General features: G+C 66.7%; 11 protein-coding genes. 3 read left to right on the forward strand and 8 right to left on the reverse strand.

Annotated elements, in window-relative coordinates; all coding sequences use genetic code 11:
• Positions 1–40 precede the first annotated feature (40 nt).
• The 3 genes from N4G42_RS14740 to sbcB all read right to left on the reverse strand — a co-directional run bounded on the left by N4G42_RS14740 (position 41) and on the right by sbcB (position 4,272).
• Positions 41–1,369 (reverse strand): protein kinase domain-containing protein, encoded by a 1,329-nt coding sequence (locus N4G42_RS14740; RefSeq protein ID WP_121944059.1) that lies wholly within the window; start codon positions 1,367–1,369, stop codon positions 41–43.
• A 38-nt stretch (positions 1,370–1,407) separates the two neighbouring features.
• Complete coding sequence (locus tag N4G42_RS14745) at positions 1,408–2,655, reverse strand: cystathionine gamma-synthase family protein (RefSeq protein ID WP_056746087.1); 1,248 nt, start codon at positions 2,653–2,655, stop codon at positions 1,408–1,410.
• A gap of 168 nt (positions 2,656–2,823) precedes the next feature.
• Positions 2,824–4,272, reverse strand: a complete 1,449-nt coding sequence (gene sbcB / locus N4G42_RS14750) for an exodeoxyribonuclease I (protein ID WP_260667717.1) — start codon at positions 4,270–4,272, stop codon at positions 2,824–2,826.
• 317 nt (positions 4,273–4,589) lie between these two features.
• Between sbcB and N4G42_RS14755 the strand changes: the two genes are divergently transcribed.
• On the forward strand, positions 4,590–5,864 hold the full coding sequence (locus N4G42_RS14755) for a lytic murein transglycosylase (RefSeq protein WP_260667792.1): 1,275 nt from the start codon (positions 4,590–4,592) through the stop codon (positions 5,862–5,864).
• 34 nt (positions 5,865–5,898) lie between these two features.
• Here the strand turns inward: N4G42_RS14755 and N4G42_RS14760 are convergent, their stop codons facing one another.
• A complete protein-coding gene (locus N4G42_RS14760) occupies positions 5,899–6,735 on the reverse strand; it encodes a dienelactone hydrolase family protein (protein WP_260667718.1) in 837 nt (278 codons plus the stop codon).
• 85 nt (positions 6,736–6,820) lie between these two features.
• On the opposite strand from N4G42_RS14760, the gene N4G42_RS14765 reads away from it, so the two are divergent.
• Positions 6,821–7,738 (forward strand): LysR family transcriptional regulator, encoded by a 918-nt coding sequence (locus tag N4G42_RS14765; protein ID WP_260667719.1) that lies wholly within the window; start codon positions 6,821–6,823, stop codon positions 7,736–7,738.
• Between the two features lie 101 nt (positions 7,739–7,839).
• Here N4G42_RS14765 and N4G42_RS14770 read toward each other — a convergent pair whose 3' ends face one another.
• The gene (locus tag N4G42_RS14770; RefSeq protein WP_260667720.1) at positions 7,840–8,658 is read right to left on the reverse strand and encodes an alpha/beta hydrolase; all 819 of its coding nucleotides are present in this window, start codon (positions 8,656–8,658) and stop codon (positions 7,840–7,842) included.
• Between the two features lie 415 nt (positions 8,659–9,073).
• On the opposite strand from N4G42_RS14770, the gene N4G42_RS25575 reads away from it, so the two are divergent.
• Entirely contained in the window at positions 9,074–10,672 is a 1,599-nt protein-coding gene (locus N4G42_RS25575; protein WP_313771915.1) for a methyl-accepting chemotaxis protein, read from the forward strand.
• Between the two features lie 274 nt (positions 10,673–10,946).
• Here N4G42_RS25575 and N4G42_RS14785 read toward each other — a convergent pair whose 3' ends face one another.
• From N4G42_RS14785 to imuA, 3 genes are read right to left on the reverse strand one after another with little or no spacing between them, the layout of a single operon-like run.
• A complete protein-coding gene (locus tag N4G42_RS14785; RefSeq protein ID WP_260667721.1) occupies positions 10,947–14,210 on the reverse strand; it encodes an error-prone DNA polymerase in 3,264 nt (1,087 codons plus the stop codon).
• Between the two features lie 19 nt (positions 14,211–14,229).
• Complete coding sequence (locus N4G42_RS14790; RefSeq protein ID WP_260667722.1) at positions 14,230–15,831, reverse strand: DNA polymerase Y family protein; 1,602 nt, start codon at positions 15,829–15,831, stop codon at positions 14,230–14,232.
• A complete protein-coding gene (gene imuA, locus N4G42_RS14795) occupies positions 15,794–16,720 on the reverse strand; it encodes a translesion DNA synthesis-associated protein ImuA (RefSeq protein WP_260667723.1) in 927 nt (308 codons plus the stop codon). Before imuA ends, N4G42_RS14790 begins: the two co-directional genes overlap by 38 nt.
• Positions 16,721–16,730: the final 10 nt, after the last annotated feature.

Below are 16,730 nucleotides of genomic sequence, written 5' to 3' on the forward strand. Positions count from 1 at the left end.
ATATGCCCTGGCAGCTATCAATTAAGTAGCAATCAGGGTATCAACCGCCAGCGGGCCCTGGCGCAGCCACCAGTTCCCACTCAGCCAGCTGCTCGTTGGTGGCAATCAGCCGCCCGACCAGCAGCTTGATGAAGGCCTTGTCAAAGCGCGACTGCAAATCCTCCGACGCCTCGCGCAGCGCAGGGTTGCGCACCTTGAGCACCAGCACCTCGGTCTCGGCCACGGCGGTGGCGGTGCGGATGCGGTTGTCGGGGCGCAGGTAGGTCATCTCGCCCAAGGTCACGCCGGGGCCCAGGGTGCTGAGGTTCCAGCCCTGGCGGCTGACGGCCACCTGGCCTTCGATGAGGATGCAGAACGAGTCGCCGGGCGTGTTCTCGCGCATCAGCACCGTGCCCTGCTCCAGCCGGCGCCAGCTGCCCAGGCGCATCAGCTCCCACAGCGCCACGTCGTGAAAGTCGGCAAAAAACGGCAGCGCACGCAGGCGTGCAAAGCGCTCGGCCTCGGTGTCTTGCGACTTCTGGCGGGGCAGGCCCCGGTGCGCGGCCAGCAGTGCTTGGGCAAAGTCGGCCCAGGTGGCAAAGCGGTCGACGGGCTGCTTGGCCAGCGCACGCAGCAACACCTCGTCCACATGCGCAGGCAACGACGCCCGCAGCAGGCTGGGCCGGGTGGGCGTCTCGTTGCTGATCTTGTAGAGCGTGGCGAAGTCGGTGTCGCCATCAAACGGGCGGCGGCCGGTGAGCAGCTCGTACACCACCACGGCCAGCGAAAACATGTCGCTGTGGTGGGTGAGGTCCTGCTCGCGCACCTGTTCGGGCGACATGTACGACGGCGACCCCACCAGGCCGGACAGCTGCGTGGCATCGCTGCGCAGCGACAGGGCGGCGCCAAAGTCGGTCAGCTTCACATCGCCGCCGCGCGCCAGCATCAGGTTGGCGGGCTTGATGTCGCGGTGCACCAGGCCCTCGCGGTAGGCGTATTCGAGCGCGTTGCAGCACTTGAAGGCAATGTCCAGCACCTGGGGCACGGGCAGCAAGGTGTCGGGCGTTGCGAAGTCGGACAGCGGCTGGCCGTCCACGTATTCGAGCACCAGATAGGGCGGCAGCGCTTCTTCGTCCGCATCCAGCAGGCGCACGATGTTGGGGTGGCGCAGGCGGCCCGACAGCGCGGCCTCGTTGCGCAGCAGCTTGCGGTAGCGCTCGGCTTGCTCGGGCACCTTCAGCAGGTGCGCGTGGGTCTGCTTGATGGCCACCTTGCGGCCCCGGAAGCCATCGAGCCCCAGGTACACGATGCCACTGGCGCCCCGCCCCAGTTCACGCTCGATGCGGTACTTGCCGATGTTAGCGGGCGGTGCAGAGGTGGCAGTGGCCATGGCGGGGCTCCCGGTCAGGGTGGGCAGTTCAGGTGGGGTCAGGCTCCGGCCAGCGCCTGCTCAAAGTCGGCCAGCAGGTCTTCCGCCTCTTCCAGGCCCACCGACAGGCGGATCATGCTGTCGGCAATGCCCATGGTGGCGCGCACGGCGGGGCCGGCCTCCCAGAAGATGGTGTGCGCCACCGGGATGATCAGCGTGCGCGTGTCAGCCAGCCCCGTGGCCTTGATGGGCAACTGCAGGCGGTTGCACACGGCCAGGCACTGGTCGGGGTTGCGCAGCTCGAACGACAGCAGCCACGAGCCCGCCTTGAGGTGCTTGCGCGCAAACGCGTGCTGCGGGTGCGAGGGCAGCATGGGGTACAGCACGCGCGAGACGGCCGGGTGCGCCTCCAGCCGCTGCGCCAGCGCCAGTGCGGTGGCACTGGTGCGGTCCATGCGCAGCGACAAAGTCTCCGCGCCCAGCGCCAGCTGGTGGGCAGCGTGGGACGACAGCGTGCCGCCCATGTCGCGCAGGCCTTTTTTGCGCAGCTGCTGCAGGCCCCAGCCCTTCGCATCGCCCTTGCGGTAGGCCGCAAAGATGTTGGGGTAGCCCGACCAGTCGTACAGGCCCGTGTCGGTGATGGCGCCGCCCAGCGCGTCGCCCTGCCCGCCAATGCTCTTGGTGAGCGAGTTGACCACCAGCCCCGCGCCCACCGTGGCCGCGCGGAACAGGTAGGGCGATGCCACCGTGTTGTCCACCACGTAGAGCGCGCCATGCGCCTTGCACAGTGCGCCGATGCCTTCCAGGTCGGGGATCTGCGTGCCGGGGTTGGCAATGGTTTCGACAAACACCATGCGGGTGTTGGGGCGCAGCGCGGCAGCCACGTTGGCCGCGTCGGTCACGTCCACGGTGGTCACTTCAATACCCAGGTCGGCCAACGTGCCGAACACGCTGTTGGTGTTGCCAAACACGAACTGGCTGGCCACCAGATGGTCGCCCGCCTTGAGCAGGGTGAGGAACACCGCGCAGATGCCCGCCATGCCGGTGGAGAACACGATGGAGCCGTGCCCGCGCTCCATCTGCGTGATCTTGGCCTCCAGCGCCGCCGTGGTGGGCGTGCCCTGGCGCGCGTAGTTGAAGCCGCCCTTGGCGGTGCCCTGGAAGACGGCGATCAGGTCCTCGACCTTCTCGTAGCCGTACTGCACCGAGGTGTGAATGGGCTTGTGGATGGCCCCGTGCTCGGCGCCGCCCAGGCGGTCGGCGTGCACGATCTGGGTGGTGAAACTGTGGTTCTGCGGTGTCGTCATAAAAATCTGCGGCTGCTCTGTTTCAACTGGTCTACGTGCAAGGCAAAACGATAAATACCGGCGCGCCCTTGACGCCAGCGCACCCGTGGAACTGGCTCTGCCAAGCCACCGGGAGCGTCCCCCTCCGGGGGAAGGCGCGCAGCGCCTCAGGGGGGCTTCTCTCGATGGCTACCGTTCAGGTGCGATGTGTTCAGCGTAATCGTACAAGGCACCCAGAATGTCTTGCGTCCGCTCGTCGTCGGCGGTCTCCGAGAGTTCGTCGATTTCGGAGAATAGTTGCTCCACCGTGCGCGCCCCGCCCTGCCCGTCGAACAGGCAGGCGGCGCGGTGCGCCTCCCAGCGCTCCTGCTCCTCGGGCGACAGCGTCTGCGGAAAGTTGCGCGCCCGGTAGCGCCACAGCAGCTCGGCCAGCCGCGGGTCATCAAAGTTCGCACGCGCCTTGGCCAGTCGGTCGCCGCTCAGGGTGCGCAGATCGTTCAACAGGCGCCGGTCGTTGTTGCCCACGAAACCGCCGTACAGGTCCTGGTCCACATCCGGTGCCGGCTCTTGCGGGCGGGCAAACACCGCCGGCCAGATGCCGCTCATGTCGGGCAGCGCGCGCGCCACCTCGGCGTGCTGTGCGGCCTGGGCCAGGTCGATGCCCCAGCGCTGCGCCAGCGCGGGCGTGAGCGTGTTCACATTGCCCACCACCATGGGCGACTTGTTCAGGTGGATGGTCTTGATGGGCAGGCGCGTGACGCCCTCGGGCAGCGCGTCGGCCTTGCTGAACATGCGCAGGCGGATGTCCTCCACATTCAGCGTGGCCAGCTCGCGTGGGTCGTGGGCCAGGTCCCAGGCGATCAGCTCGTTCTTGTTGGTGGGGTGGCTGGCCAGCGGCCACATCACAGCCAGGCAGCCGCGCTCGGTGGGGAACATGCCCGACACATGCAAAAAAGCCCGCGCCGTGGCCGTGGTGGCGGGCAGCCGCAGTTCGGCGGCCACGCGGTCCTTCTTGTGCAGGCTGAGGGCAAAGTCAAACAGCTTGGTGTTGTGCTGGCGGATCAGCCGTGCCAGCGCAATGGTGGCGCGCACGTCCGACAGTGCATCGTGCGCGGCATCGTGCTGCAGGCCGTTGGCCTTGGACAGGTGCTCCAGCTTGAAGCTGGGCGTCACGCCGTCTTCCTTCTTGGGCCAGGTGATGCCGTCGGGCCGCAGCGCATAGGTCATGCGCACCACGTCCAGCAGGTCCCAGCGGCCGCACTGGTTTTGCCACTCGCGCGCATAGGGGTCGATGAGGTTGCGCCAGAACATGAAGCGCGTGATCTCGTCGTCAAACCGGATGGTGTTGTAGCCCACGCCAATCGTGCCGGGCTGCGCAAACTCGGACTCGATGCGCGCGGCAAACTGGTGCTCTGGCACGCCCTGCTCCAGGCACTGCTGGGGCGTGATGCCGGTGATGAGGCACGACACCGGGTCGGGCAGATAGTCGTTGGCGGGCTGGCAGTACAGCATCAGCGGCTCGCCGATTTCGTTCAGCTCGGCATCGGTGCGGATGGCCGCGAACTGCGCAGGCCGGTCGCGGCGCGTGTTGGCGCCAAAGGTTTCGTAGTCGTGCCAGAGAAAGGTGTGGGGCGCCATGGTCGGTAGGCTAACAGGGGGCTGCAGGCGGAGGCTCGCGCACGGCGGGCGGGGCGCAAGGCGATCAAGCCGCCACTGTAACCGCATTTTTCAGTGTTTTTGGCCGCAAGCGCTAGTAGAACATGCGCAAGCAGCTATCAAAAACATAGTAATCATATTCACCATACGGACTGATGCACATTCGCCCCCTGTACGCGGGCTGGCACGCGGGACAATGGCGCATGCCCAGTTCCATTGCTTCCCCTTGCTCCCTGGGGCGCGCCCCCGCCCTGCCGGTCGCGGCCTCCCGTGCCCACGCCCCCACAGGCGTTGCCGGAATGGCCCTGGCAGCTGCCCTCGCCCTCGCCCTCGCGGGCTGCGCGTCAGCCCCCAGCCCCACCCCCACACCCGCAGCAAAACCTGTGGCTGCGGCCACACCGCCCACAGCTTCACCCGCCACACCGCCACAGGCCAGCCCCGATGCCGACCACACGGCCGGCTTTGCCCAATGGCTGAGCAGCTTTTCGGCCCAGGCGCTGGAGGCGGGCATTCGCACCGCCACTGTGCGCGACGTGCTGGGCAAGACGCAGTGGCTGCCCCGCGTGGTCGAGCTGGACCGCGCCCAGCCCGAGTTCACCCGCACCCCATGGGCGTACCTCGACAGCGCCGTCTCCCCCCAGCGCATCGCCCAGGGCCAGGCCCAGCTGGCGGCGCACAGCACCGCCCTGCAGGCCGCAGCCGCCCGCTACGGCGTGCCGGCCAGCGTCATCACCGCCATCTGGGGCATGGAGAGCAACTACGGCAGCAACTTTGGCACCTTCCGCACGGTGGATGCACTGGCCACCCTGGCCTACGAAGGCCGCCGCCGCACCTGGGCACAGACCGAGCTGCTGGCCGCACTGCGCATCATCGACCAGGGCGACATCGCCGCCGACCGCATGATCGGATCGTGGGCCGGGGCCATGGGGCACACGCAGTTCTTGCCCTCGGTGTTCCTGGCCTACGCTGTGGATGCCGACGGCGACGGGCACCGCGACATCTGGGGCAGCGTGCCGGATGTGACGGCTTCCACCGCACATTTCCTTGCACGGTCGGGCTGGAAGTCCGGTGAGCCATGGGGAGCCGAAGTGCAGTTGCCCCCCACGTTCGACCACGCCCGCGCCGACCCCGCCGTGCGCCAGACCACAGCCCAGTGGGAGTCCGAAGGGGTGCGGTCCATCGACGGGGCGCCGTTGCCCGACCTGGCCGGGGCCTCCATCGTTACCCCTGCGGGTGCACGGGGCCCGGCGTTTCTGGTGGGCAACAACTTTCGCACCATCCTGCGCTACAACAACTCGGTCAACTACGCGCTGGGCGTGGCCCTGCTCGCGCGCCAGATCGACGGCGGCGGCCCGGTGGCCACGCCGTGGCCCCGCGACATCGAGCCGCTGTCACGTGCACAGTTGCAAACGCTGCAAGAAGCCCTGAACCGCAAAGGCTTTGCCGCAGGCACCCCCGACGGCGTGATGGGCCCCGCCACCCGCGCAGGCCTGCGCGGCTACCAACGCAGCCTGGGCACGGTGGCCGACGGGTACCCGACGCTGGAACTGCTGCAAAAGCTGCAGGCGCCCTGAATGCCCTGCAGCCGCCGTGGGGCACCTATGGTTTTCAGAGCTTCAACAAATCCACCAGAAAGCCCTGCACCGGCTGCCGCGCCGCCCGCAGGTTCAGCAGTGTGTGGGGCGCGCCGGGGATCAACACCACGCTGGCCTGCGGATGGTCTTTGAAGGCCCGGGCGCAATGCCCGCTGGCCGAGGCGTTGCCCAGCCAGGTGTTGGTGGGTGAGAAGAAGGGGTCGGCCGAACTGATGATATTCAGCACCTGCTGCCCCGGCACCACGGCAGTGTCAGGCCGCTCCACAAAGTAGTTGTCCTCACAACTCCACGAAAAGATGATGCGGCCCGCAAACTCGGCGCCGCCATAGCGTGCCACGGCCGTCGCGCCCTCGCTGGTGCCTGCGAGCACCAGACGCTGCATGTCCGCCCAAGGCTGGGTCTGCAAGGTCTGCAGTGCCAGGGTGATCTCCGACCGGCGCAGCGCGTGGATTTTTTCGTACGCCTCCTTGCTGGCGGGCGACTTGTAGGTCACGCGGTCAGGCAGCGCAAATGAGTCGGGCGCCACGCTGGCAATGCCCAGGCTGCCCAGCCATTGCTGCCACTCGCCAATGGCCTTGAGCCCCAGGCCCGACGAGCCATGCAGGAACACCACCACGGGCACCTTGTTGCGCACCGTGGCGGGCGCATCCTTGAACGCCCCCACATAGGCGGCGCCTCCGGTGGCCTGGGCGGGTAACACCAGCTGCGCCCCTGCCATCACGCCTTTAGCAGACGCCTCGGTGTGGACCGTCGCTGTGCCCTTGACCTCCCCTACTGGTGTTTGGGCTTGGGCAGCATTGAGGCCCAGAGACAACAGGATGGCCAGAGACAGGATCGAGATTTTTTTCATGGTGCAACTCCTTTGGGGTTGCACTGTAGAAAGCGGCACAATTCCTATCCAATGCATCAATTGATGCAATTCATAGCCAATCATTATGAATCTCACCCAACGCCAGCTGCGCATGTTTGTGACCACCGCCGCCGTGGGCAACATCTCGCGCGCCAGCGAGGCCCTGCACATCAGCCAGCCCGCGCTCACCCGCGCGCTGCAAGAGTTTGAGAGCCAGCTGGGGGTCGCGCTATTCCTGCGCACCACCCGCCAACTGGCCTTGACGCCAGAGGGTGAGCGATTCCTGCCCGTCGCCCAACGGTTGCTGCACGACCTGACGGAGGCCGCCGCCCTGATCCAGGGTGAAGCCACGGGCCAAAGCGGCTCGGTCAGCCTGGCAGTGGGCGAGGCCTTTGGTTGCACCGTGCTGCCCGACATCCTCCAGTCCTTCGTAAAAACACACCCTGGCGTGCGGGTGCGCGTGGTCAACGACAACAGCCAGGGCATCACCCGCCGCGTGGCACAAGGCGAAGTGGACTTCGGCATCGGCTCACCCGTTGGCCGCACCGAGGCCCTGCGCTGCACCAAGCTGCTGAGCGCACCGCTGGGTCTTCTGTTCAACCCACAGCTGCACCAGCTCAAGGCCTGGGTCCGTACCGAAACACTGGGCGACCTGCCTCTGCTGAAGGAAGGCAGCGACACCAGCATCGTCAGCGTGCTGCGCGCGCAAGGCTCTGACCTGGTGGCACACATGGACCATGGGGTGGAAGTCTCCAGCCTCGCCCTGCAATTGGCCATGGCACGGGCTGGCGTGGGCATTGCGGTGATGTCCGCACTGGGCGCATCGCACAGGGATGCTGCCGATTTGCGCTTTTCGCCCCTGCGCCCTACCGTGCAGCGCGAGGTGTTTGTGATGCAGCAGAGGGACCGAGCGCTGTCAGTGCCCGCGCGGGCATTGATAGAGGCGGTGGTTGCGGGAGCCAAAGGGGCACCGCTGCATCGCCTGGTGAAGCTGGAGTCATGAAGGGATGACCCGATGTCTGCACGTGGCAATGACCGAGAAAAGTGCATTGGTTCTTGCGCCGGACGCTGGCGCAGGTGCAGGCGCCGCAGCACAACGCCCGCCTAGGAAAAGAACCGCTTCAACGCATCTTCAAATGCAGGCACATCCGCACCCACATGCGAAGTGTTGTACTCGGCCTTGAGCGATACCAGGCCCGGTAGGTTCTGAGAGGCGATCTGATTGAAAACAGGGATACCGATCAGTGGGTGGTTGCCGCCACTCGCACCCGCAAGGAACAAGGTCGCTGGCACAGCCTCTCCATCAATCTGCTTTTCAAACGCTAAGACCCCCGCCGGGCTGGTGTGCTCCCCCACGCTGCACTCTGTCGACAGGTAGTATGAAAAACTGGGGGGCACACCTGCACGCGCCTCCAGTATCAGCGCGGCCAGAACGAAGTAGCCACCATGGGATAAGCCCGACAACGCCCTTCGTTTGCGATCAATCCGGTACTGGCTCTCAATGGTTGGCGCCAGCTCTTTCACCAGAAAGTCGAGGTACTTCGTTGCGCCGGGCATGAGAAAGTCAGTGCCCCTCCAGGCCGTTCCCCCAATGCCAACCAAAACAGCCTGGGTACCCCGGCGCTGCATGACCTCATTGAACGTGTCAAAGCGCGAGCGATTGGCGTCCCCGTACGGAGCGTCCCCTTCGGTCGCGTAGATCACAGGCAAAACGGTCGTGCTGTTGGCGTACGACTCTGGCAAGAAAACCTGAATGGCGTACGTGTTGCCATTGGCAACCGACTTGATGGTGGAGTTGATCACCTGGCCTGATGCGGAGGGCCCTGCACCGTCGCCGGCCCCTCCGCCTCCACAGGCGGTCAGGACGGCGGACGCCGCGCAAATGAGCGCACTTCTGCGCGCGTGCTGAAACTCCATGCCCATGTGTGGTTCCTCCTGCTGCGCCATGGTGGCGGGTGAATGCGACACACCCCGGCCATCATAGGGGCCCCGCGGGCGCACGGCTGCGTGGGTGACAGACAAATTCCTTAAGACCAAGTTAATCCAGCCGCTCCATGCCGCCAAGAACGCGGGCCCGGGAACAGAAGACGCTCGATTCCGACTCGCGGAGCACACCTGAAGGGTCGGTCCGAATGCCGGACAGACACCGAAAAATGATCTTGGCCTTTACTGTCAAATGATTAATATGATATATTTGATTAAATCGACAGGCGGCAACCTTAGCGGCAGGTGAAAACAGGCCGTTGAAGGTCAAGCCCAACGCCCCCGCCATGACTGCCCGGGTTAGAGAGGATTCAAGGAATCCCGTCGAGACAAGACCATCCAGAAAGATGCCGACATGAAAAATCTGAAAATCTCGACCCGCCTGTACGGTGCATTTGCCACCCTGATATTGCTGCTGATGGGGCTTGCAGGGCTGGCTGCCCTCCAGCTCTCCACCATGCGGTCAGCCACCGTGGAAATTGCGGACAACTGGCTCCCCAGTGTGCGGGCAGCCAATGAGATGGACTCGCAGCTGTTGGTGGCACGCATGACCGTATTGGGTCATGTCATGAATACCGACGCGGCGGCGATGGAGGCGATTGACAAGAAAGTAGTGACCGACCGGCAGAAACTGGATCAGTCATTGAAGGCCTACGAGAAGCTCATCAGCGGGGACAACGAACGCAAGGCATATGACCAGCTCGTGCAGCAATGGAAGCAGTACCGTGAGGTGGATGACCGCGTGCTTGCACTCTCGCGCAAGAACGAAAACGATCAGGCACGGAGTCTCGTGGAGGGTGAGTCCAAGAAGCTGTTTGATCTGACCATGGAGACGCTGGACCAGCTGGTAAAGATCAATAGCGACGGCTCGGAGGCATCCCGGGCAGAGTCGGAGGCAACCTATGCCAATGCACGCGCAACGCTGCTGCTGATCTCGACCCTTGCGATAGTGCTGGCCGTGGTGACAGCCCTCTTGCTGGTGCGCTCCATCACCCGCCCGTTGGCCCAAGCTGTGCAACTGGCAGAGCATGTGGCTGGTGGTGACCTGAGCACCACCATCCAGGTCACCAGTACGGATGAAACGGGACAGCTCATGGCAGCGCTGGAGCGCATGCAGCAAAGCCTGGTGAACACCGTGAGCATGGTTCGGCAAAACTCTGAGAACGTGTCTACGGCCTCCTCAGAAATTGCCCAGGGCAACCACGATCTGAGCGCCCGCACAGAGCAACAGGCCAGCGCGCTGGAAGAAACGGCGGCGTCCATGGAAGAGCTGAACTCCACCGTCCGGCAAAACGCAGACAACGCACGCCAGGCCAACCAGCTGGCAATGAGCGCCTCTACGGTCGCAATACAAGGGGGCGAGGTGGTCGGTCAGGTCGTCGAAACCATGAAGGGCATCAACGACAGCAGCAAGAGAATTGCGGACATCATCAGCGTCATCGATGGCATTGCGTTCCAGACCAACATCCTGGCACTGAACGCAGCGGTGGAAGCAGCACGGGCCGGCGAACAGGGCCGCAGTTTTGCCGTGGTGGCCACCGAGGTGCGCAACTTGGCACAGCGCAGCGCAGAAGCGGCCAAAGAGATCAAAACGCTGATCGATGACAGCGTTTCGAGAGTGAGTCAGGGCACAACCCTGGTGGACCAAGCAGGCACGACGATGACGGCAGTGGTGAGCTCCATCAAGCGGGTGACGGACCTCATGGGTGAGATCAGCGCCGCCAGCCAAGAGCAAAGCCAGGGCGTGGCGCAGGTGGGCGAAGCTGTGACCCAAATGGACCAGGTCACCCAACAGAATGCCGCGTTGGTGGAAGAGATGGCAGCCGCGGCCAGCAGCTTGAACAATCAGGCTGCAGAACTTGTCAGTGCGGTCGCGTTCTTCAAATTGCCTGGTGGCCGCGGAGCTTTGGCACGCATGCCTGGGCTATCGTTCGCTGCGCCTCGCCTTCAATAGGATTGCAACCTGCGCAATACGACCATCGTCGGGTGGGCTTGGCACGCCAAGACCGCTACTATCGGCCGTCGGCTTTGCCCTTTGCCGACACCCTCACTCTTGGCTCGCCTCGTGCGGGCTTTCTTTTGGAGCCCCGTCTTAAACGGCTGCATACAGCAAGCAGCCAAGCGCTCTATCTAGAGTGCCAGGCGCTGGGGGACTGGCGGCGCGCAAGCCCCATGGGCCGCTGTTTAGCCTGACTGCCATCCCCGCTACGAGCCTCGGAAACTCTCCTTCAGTGGAAATCCCGGCTTCCCTGCAGCGCCTGCCCCATGCGGCCCAGTAGGGGCGTCAGGTCCTTGAAGCGCTGGGCCACCAGGTGGCGCACCACCGCCGTGCTGCCGGGTGGGCCGGCGCTGCATTGCCACACCCCTTCCACCGCCAGCAGCTGTGACCGCAGCAGCGCATTGCGCCACACATCGACCAGGGCGGGCCAGACGATGACGTTGACGGGGCCGGTTTCGTCCTCCAGCGTGACGAACATGGTGCCCTTGGCGGTGCCAGGGCGCTGGCGCACGGTGACGATGCCGCAGGCGCGCACCTTGCGGCCGTGGGCGGCGCTGTGCAGTTGCAGGGCGGTTTGCAGGCGCCAGCGGGCCAGGCGGGGGCGCAGCAGGGCCAGGGGGTGGCGGCGCAACGTGAGGCCGGTGGCGGCATAGTCGAACAGGATTTCTTCGCCCTCGGGCGCCTCGGGCAGTTGCAGCGGGGCCTCGTGCACGGGCACGTCGCGCCACAGGGGCGGCGCGCTGTGCTGGGCGGCGGCGTCCCACATCTGCTGGCGCCGGTGGCCCGACAGGCTGGCCAGGGCGTCGGCGGCGGCCAGGGCTTGCAGGTCTTGCTGGCTCAGTTGGGCACGCAGGGCCAGGTCTTCGGTGCTGGCAAAGGCGGGACCTGTGGCGCGTGCTTGTAGCAGGCGTTTGGCGGCGTCTGTGTGCAGGCTGCTGACCATCCGAAGGCCCAGGCGCACGGCGGGCTGGGGCAGCGGCGGTGCGCCCAGGCCGCGTGCGGGGCGCAGGGGCTCGGGGTTGCCCTCCAGCGTGCAGTCGATGTCGCTCACGGTCACGTCGATGGGCAGCACGCGCACGCCGTGGCGGCGGGCGTCCTGCACCAGTTGCGAGGCGCTGTAAAAGCCCATGGGCAACGAGTTGAGCAGCGCCGCCAAAAAGCATGCGGGCTCGTGGCACTTGAGCCAGCTGCTGGCATAGGCCAGCAGCGCAAAGCTGTGGGCGTGGCTTTCAGGAAAGCCGTATTCGCCAAAGCCCAGCATCTGCTGAAAGATGCGGTCGGCAAATTCGGCGGGATAGCCCCGGTCTTTCATGCCCTGTTTGAGGGACTCTTCAAAGCGATGCACGCCCCCCTTGCGCTTCCAGGCGGCCATGGAGCGGCGCAGGTCGTCGGCCATGCCGGGGGTGAAGCCCGCCGCGATCATGGCGATCTGCATCACCTGCTCCTGGAAGATGGGCACGCCCAGCGTGCGCGCCAGGGCATCCTCCAGCTCCGGCTTTTCGAGTTGCAGAGGCTCGCCCTTGCGCCGGCGCTCGCGCGCCTGCAGATACGGGTGCACCATGCCCCCCTGGATGGGGCCGGGGCGCACGATGGCGACCTCGACCACCAGGTCGTAAAACTCGCGCGGCTGCAGGCGGGGCAGCATGCTCATCTGGGCGCGGCTTTCGATCTGGAACACGCCCACGGTGTCGGCGGCGCAGATCATGTCGTAGGTGGCGGGGTCTTCGCGCGGGATTTCCTTGAGACCCCAGTGCTCGCCGCGCAGGGCTGCGCGCAGGTTGAGGCAGCGGCGCAGCGCGCTGAGCATGCCCAGGGCCAGCACATCGACCTTGAGCAGGCCCATGTCATCCAGGTCGTCCTTGTCCCACTGGATGACGGAGCGGTCCTTCATGCTGGCGGGCTCCACCGGCACCAGCCGCGTGAGCTTGCCCTGGGTCAGCACAAAGCCGCCCACATGCTGGCTCAGGTGGCGCGGAAAGTCCTTCAGGTCGGCAGCCAGCTCCAGCCACAGCCGGGCGATGTGCCGGTGCAGCGACACGCCCACCGCCTGGGCCAGCTCCTGCAGGCGGTCGGTGGCAAAGGTTTCGTCAAACCAGTGGTGGTCTTTGGCAAACGCATCGACCAGGGCGGGCGCCACGCCCAGGGCCTTGCCCACGTCGCGCAGGGCACTGCGTGTGCGGTAGCAGGTGACCACGGCGGCGATGGCGGCGCGGTCGCGGCCGTATTTGTCGTAGATGTACTGGATGACCTCTTCGCGCCGGTCGTGTTCGAAGTCCACATCAATGTCAGGAGGCTCGCTGCGCTCCTTGCTGATGAAGCGCTCGAACAGCAGGTGGGACTGCTCGGGGGCCACCGCCGTGATACCCAGCACGTAGCAGACCACCGAGTTCGCCGCCGAGCCCCGGCCCTGGCACAGGATGCCCACGCTGCGCGCAAACCGCACGATGTCGTGCACGGTCAGGAAATACATCTCATACCCGCAGTGCGCGATCAGGTCGAGCTCTTTGCGGATCTGCGCCTGCACGCCCTCGGGCGCGCCCAGCGGGTAATGGCTTCGCACCCCCAGCTCTACCAGCCAGGCCAGTGCCTGGGCAGGTGTCATGCCCTCGGGCACGGTCTCCAGCGGGTACCGGTACTGGATCTCACTCAGGCTGAAAGTGCAGCGCCCGGCCACGGTGAGCGTGGCCGCCAGCAATTCGGGCGGGTAGATGCCCGCCAGCCGCACGCGCTGGCGCAGGTGGCGCTCGGCGTTGGGCTGCAGCGCAAAGCCGCACGCGGCCACGGTGCAGCCGCGCTTCACGGCGGTGATCACATCCTGCAGCGGCTTGCGCGAGCGGGCGTGCATGTGCACGTCGCCCGCCGCCACCAGCGGCAGCTGCAGTGCAGCGCCCACGCGCTGCAGCGTGGCCAGCCACAGGCTGTCGTCGGCGGCCTGGTGCAATTCGACCGCCAGCCACACATGCGAAGCCTTTTGAGAGCCTAACTGGCCGGTAGCGCTAGTGATAAATGCGCTGATTGCTACAAAATCAGAAGCATCAAAGCGCTGACGGCATGGTGCCAGCAGCAGCTCGCACCCCTGCAGCAAGTGCCAGGGGCTGTCCGCACCCACGCGGTATTGCCCCTTGGGCGCAGCGGCGCGGGCGGCGGTGATGAACTCGCACAGGTTGCCCCAGCCCTCGGCATCGCGCGCCAGTGCCACCAGCCGCAGGTCACCCCACAAAAACTCGCTGCCCACGATGAGGTGCAGGCCACATTCCTTGGCCGCCCCCCAGGCACGCACCACGCCGGCCACGGAGCATTCGTCCGTCAGCGCCAGCGCCTGGTAGCCGAGTTGGGCAGCACGCGTGACCAGCTCTTGCGGGTGCGATGCGCCGCGCTGAAAGCTGAAGTTGGACAGGCAGTGCAGCTCGGCATAGCCCGGCAGCTCGCCCGCGCCCGCTGCGGGGCCTGGCACCGCAGTGGCCTGTGAAGGATGTCGGTGCGTCAAACCCATGCACAACCACCCTGCCCGCTCACCCAAAGATTCCGTGCAAGAACCAGCGGTGTGGGCGAGCCACCGCTGGCGTGCCGTCCAGCGCAGGCGCCAGGCGCTCGCGAAACACCCACACCAGTCCCGCAACGTCGTTGTGGGCCACAAAGTAATCGCGCAAGGCCAGTTCTGCGCAGGGGCGTGCTGGGTCCACAGCGTCGTCCATGGCAGACCACCAGCCCGCCTCCAACCGGTGGGGCCCGGCCAGCAAGCGCAACAGGCCGTGGTGGCAGGGGCGGTTGCCCTGCACGGCCAGCTGCCGGGGCGGGTTCAGCAGCCAGGTGGGCAACAAGGGGGCATCCGGGACGATGCCTTGCGAAGCACCGTCCGCACGCGCGGGCACAGGACCGGTGGGTGTCCGCGTGGCTGCATTGCGCGTCACAGCCGAAGGCATGCCCAGCACTTCAGCGGCCGGTCGCCATTGCTGCATGCGTTCGGGCCGATGGTCGGCCAGCAGCACCGGGGCCACCACGTGGTCGGCCCCCAGGCGGGCCGACAGGCACTCCAGCAGTTGGTGCAGGGCCTCGCCGGGGGTACCGGCCGGGTCGGTGCTGCCATGGCTTGTGGGGTCACGCCCGCCCACCTCCCCCGGGGGCAGCAGGCTGGCACTGCGGTGCGGCAACGGGGCCGCGTCGAGCAGCCGCAGCGTGATCTGGTTGACCGGCGCGGCCAGCGTGGTGCGCGCCAGGTTTTCGGCCAGCAGGCGCCGCAGGTGCACCAGGTCGTGGGTGGCCTGGGCGGTGCGCACTTGCAGCGCCTGGGTGGGGGGCAGCGCCACGCCATCCAGGCGCCGCAGATCGTGGCGCCAGGCCAGCTCCAGCGCCAGCACACCCTGCTGGCGCGCCTGCAGCCAGGCCTGCAGGGCCGTCAGGCTGCGGCTGGCGCTCCACAGCAGTGCGTCGGCCGACGCGGCCAAGGCGGGCAGCTCGGTGGTCAACACAAACTGCTCGGGCAGTTGCAGCCAGGCATGGGCCTCGGGGGCATCGCCCAGGGCCTGGTCCAGCACTTGCAGCACGCCCGCCCCCAGGCGCCGCGCCACGCCCGCGCGCGGCAGCGCCCGCAGCGCCCCCCAGGTGCGGCACCCCATGCGCTCCAGGCTGGCCACATGGGGACGCAGCGCCGTCAGCGTGTGCAAAGGCAGGCTCTCTGCACTGCCCTGCGGTGGGCAGGGGCGCCCTGTCAATGCCATGCGCAGCCTGGCCTGGGCAACCAGGGCGGTGGGGCCTGTGCCCCACACAGTCGGTGCATGGGACACAGGGGCTGTGGTCGCTCCAAAGGAATGGGCAGGCTCTTCAGTGCTGCGGACGGGTGGAGGGGCGACGCCCTCCCCTTCGCATCGGGTCGACGCATCGGCCCAGGCTTGCAGCACCAGTGCCTGCAGCGCATCGCGCCCGCCCCACAGGCGTTCGGTGGTGGACACCTCCAGCAACACCGCCTCGCCATCGGCCAGCGCCACACGCGGCGTGAAGCGCAAGGCCCACCAGCCGGCCGCGGCGTTCAGCACTCCGGTATTTCTATCCGTGCCTGTACCCGCCAAGGCGGCGGCCTCATCGCACCAGGGCAATGGCAGGGCGATCCAGTGCATGCCTGCTCCCTTCTGGCCGGCATCCGGGTCGGCCTCCTGGCTCGCATACGGCCTGGACTGGGGGCACATGGCGCGCCAGCGAACCCGCCAAGGCCCCGGCCACATGGGCGGCTGCAGCCTGGCGCCCCGCCACCTGGGCAATGGCAGCCTCTTGCGCAGCGCGGCGCCGCTCGGCCTGTGCCACCAGCACCTTCGCCAGCTGAGGGTGGCAGCCCGGCAGTTGGAGCGCCTGCGCCAGCGGAGGCCCCCGGCGCTTGAGTATCTGCACCTGCATGCCGGGGGCTGCTGCGGCATCCCCTGGCAAAGCCAGCCCCTGCACCTGCAGCCGCAATTGGGCCGGCGACGCCTGAGACACCTGTGATGCGGGCCCTGGGGCATCGACCGGACGAAACACCCACAACAATTGCTGCTGCTGGGCCGCCGCCAATTGCAACCGCCGCAAGGCGGCAGGCTGCGCCTGGGGCAGCCAGGCCATGACGGCCAGCACGCCCTGGCAGCGCAGCGCCTGCTCGGCCGCCCACAAGGCGACCATGGGCGAGTCGGCATGCACCACACACACCTGCTCTGCCCGCAACCCCTGCGACTGCAAGGCTAGGCCAAAAGGCTCGCACGGCGGCGCCACCAGCACCACCGCCCCGCTCTGCCGGGCCGTGGCCTGCACCAGTGCGGGCAGCACCAGTTGCCATTCGTGCAAGCCCGCCAGGGGCTGCAGCACTTCGCTCAGGGCCCCCACTGGCCAGCCGCCACCCGGCAGCTGGGCATCCAGCGCGGCATGGCCCGAAGGCAATACGCGCTGCGCGCTGGCCCCCAGCGCGTCGGCATGCCACACCCCAGGCACGGGGATGGGCAAATCGGACGCAACCCGCAAAGAGGGGCGTGGCGCAGGCATGGTGGTGGGA

The organism is Acidovorax sp. K2F, assembly GCF_025246485.1.
In the GTDB taxonomy this organism is placed as follows: Bacteria; Pseudomonadota; Gammaproteobacteria; order Burkholderiales; family Burkholderiaceae_C; genus Acidovorax; species Acidovorax delafieldii.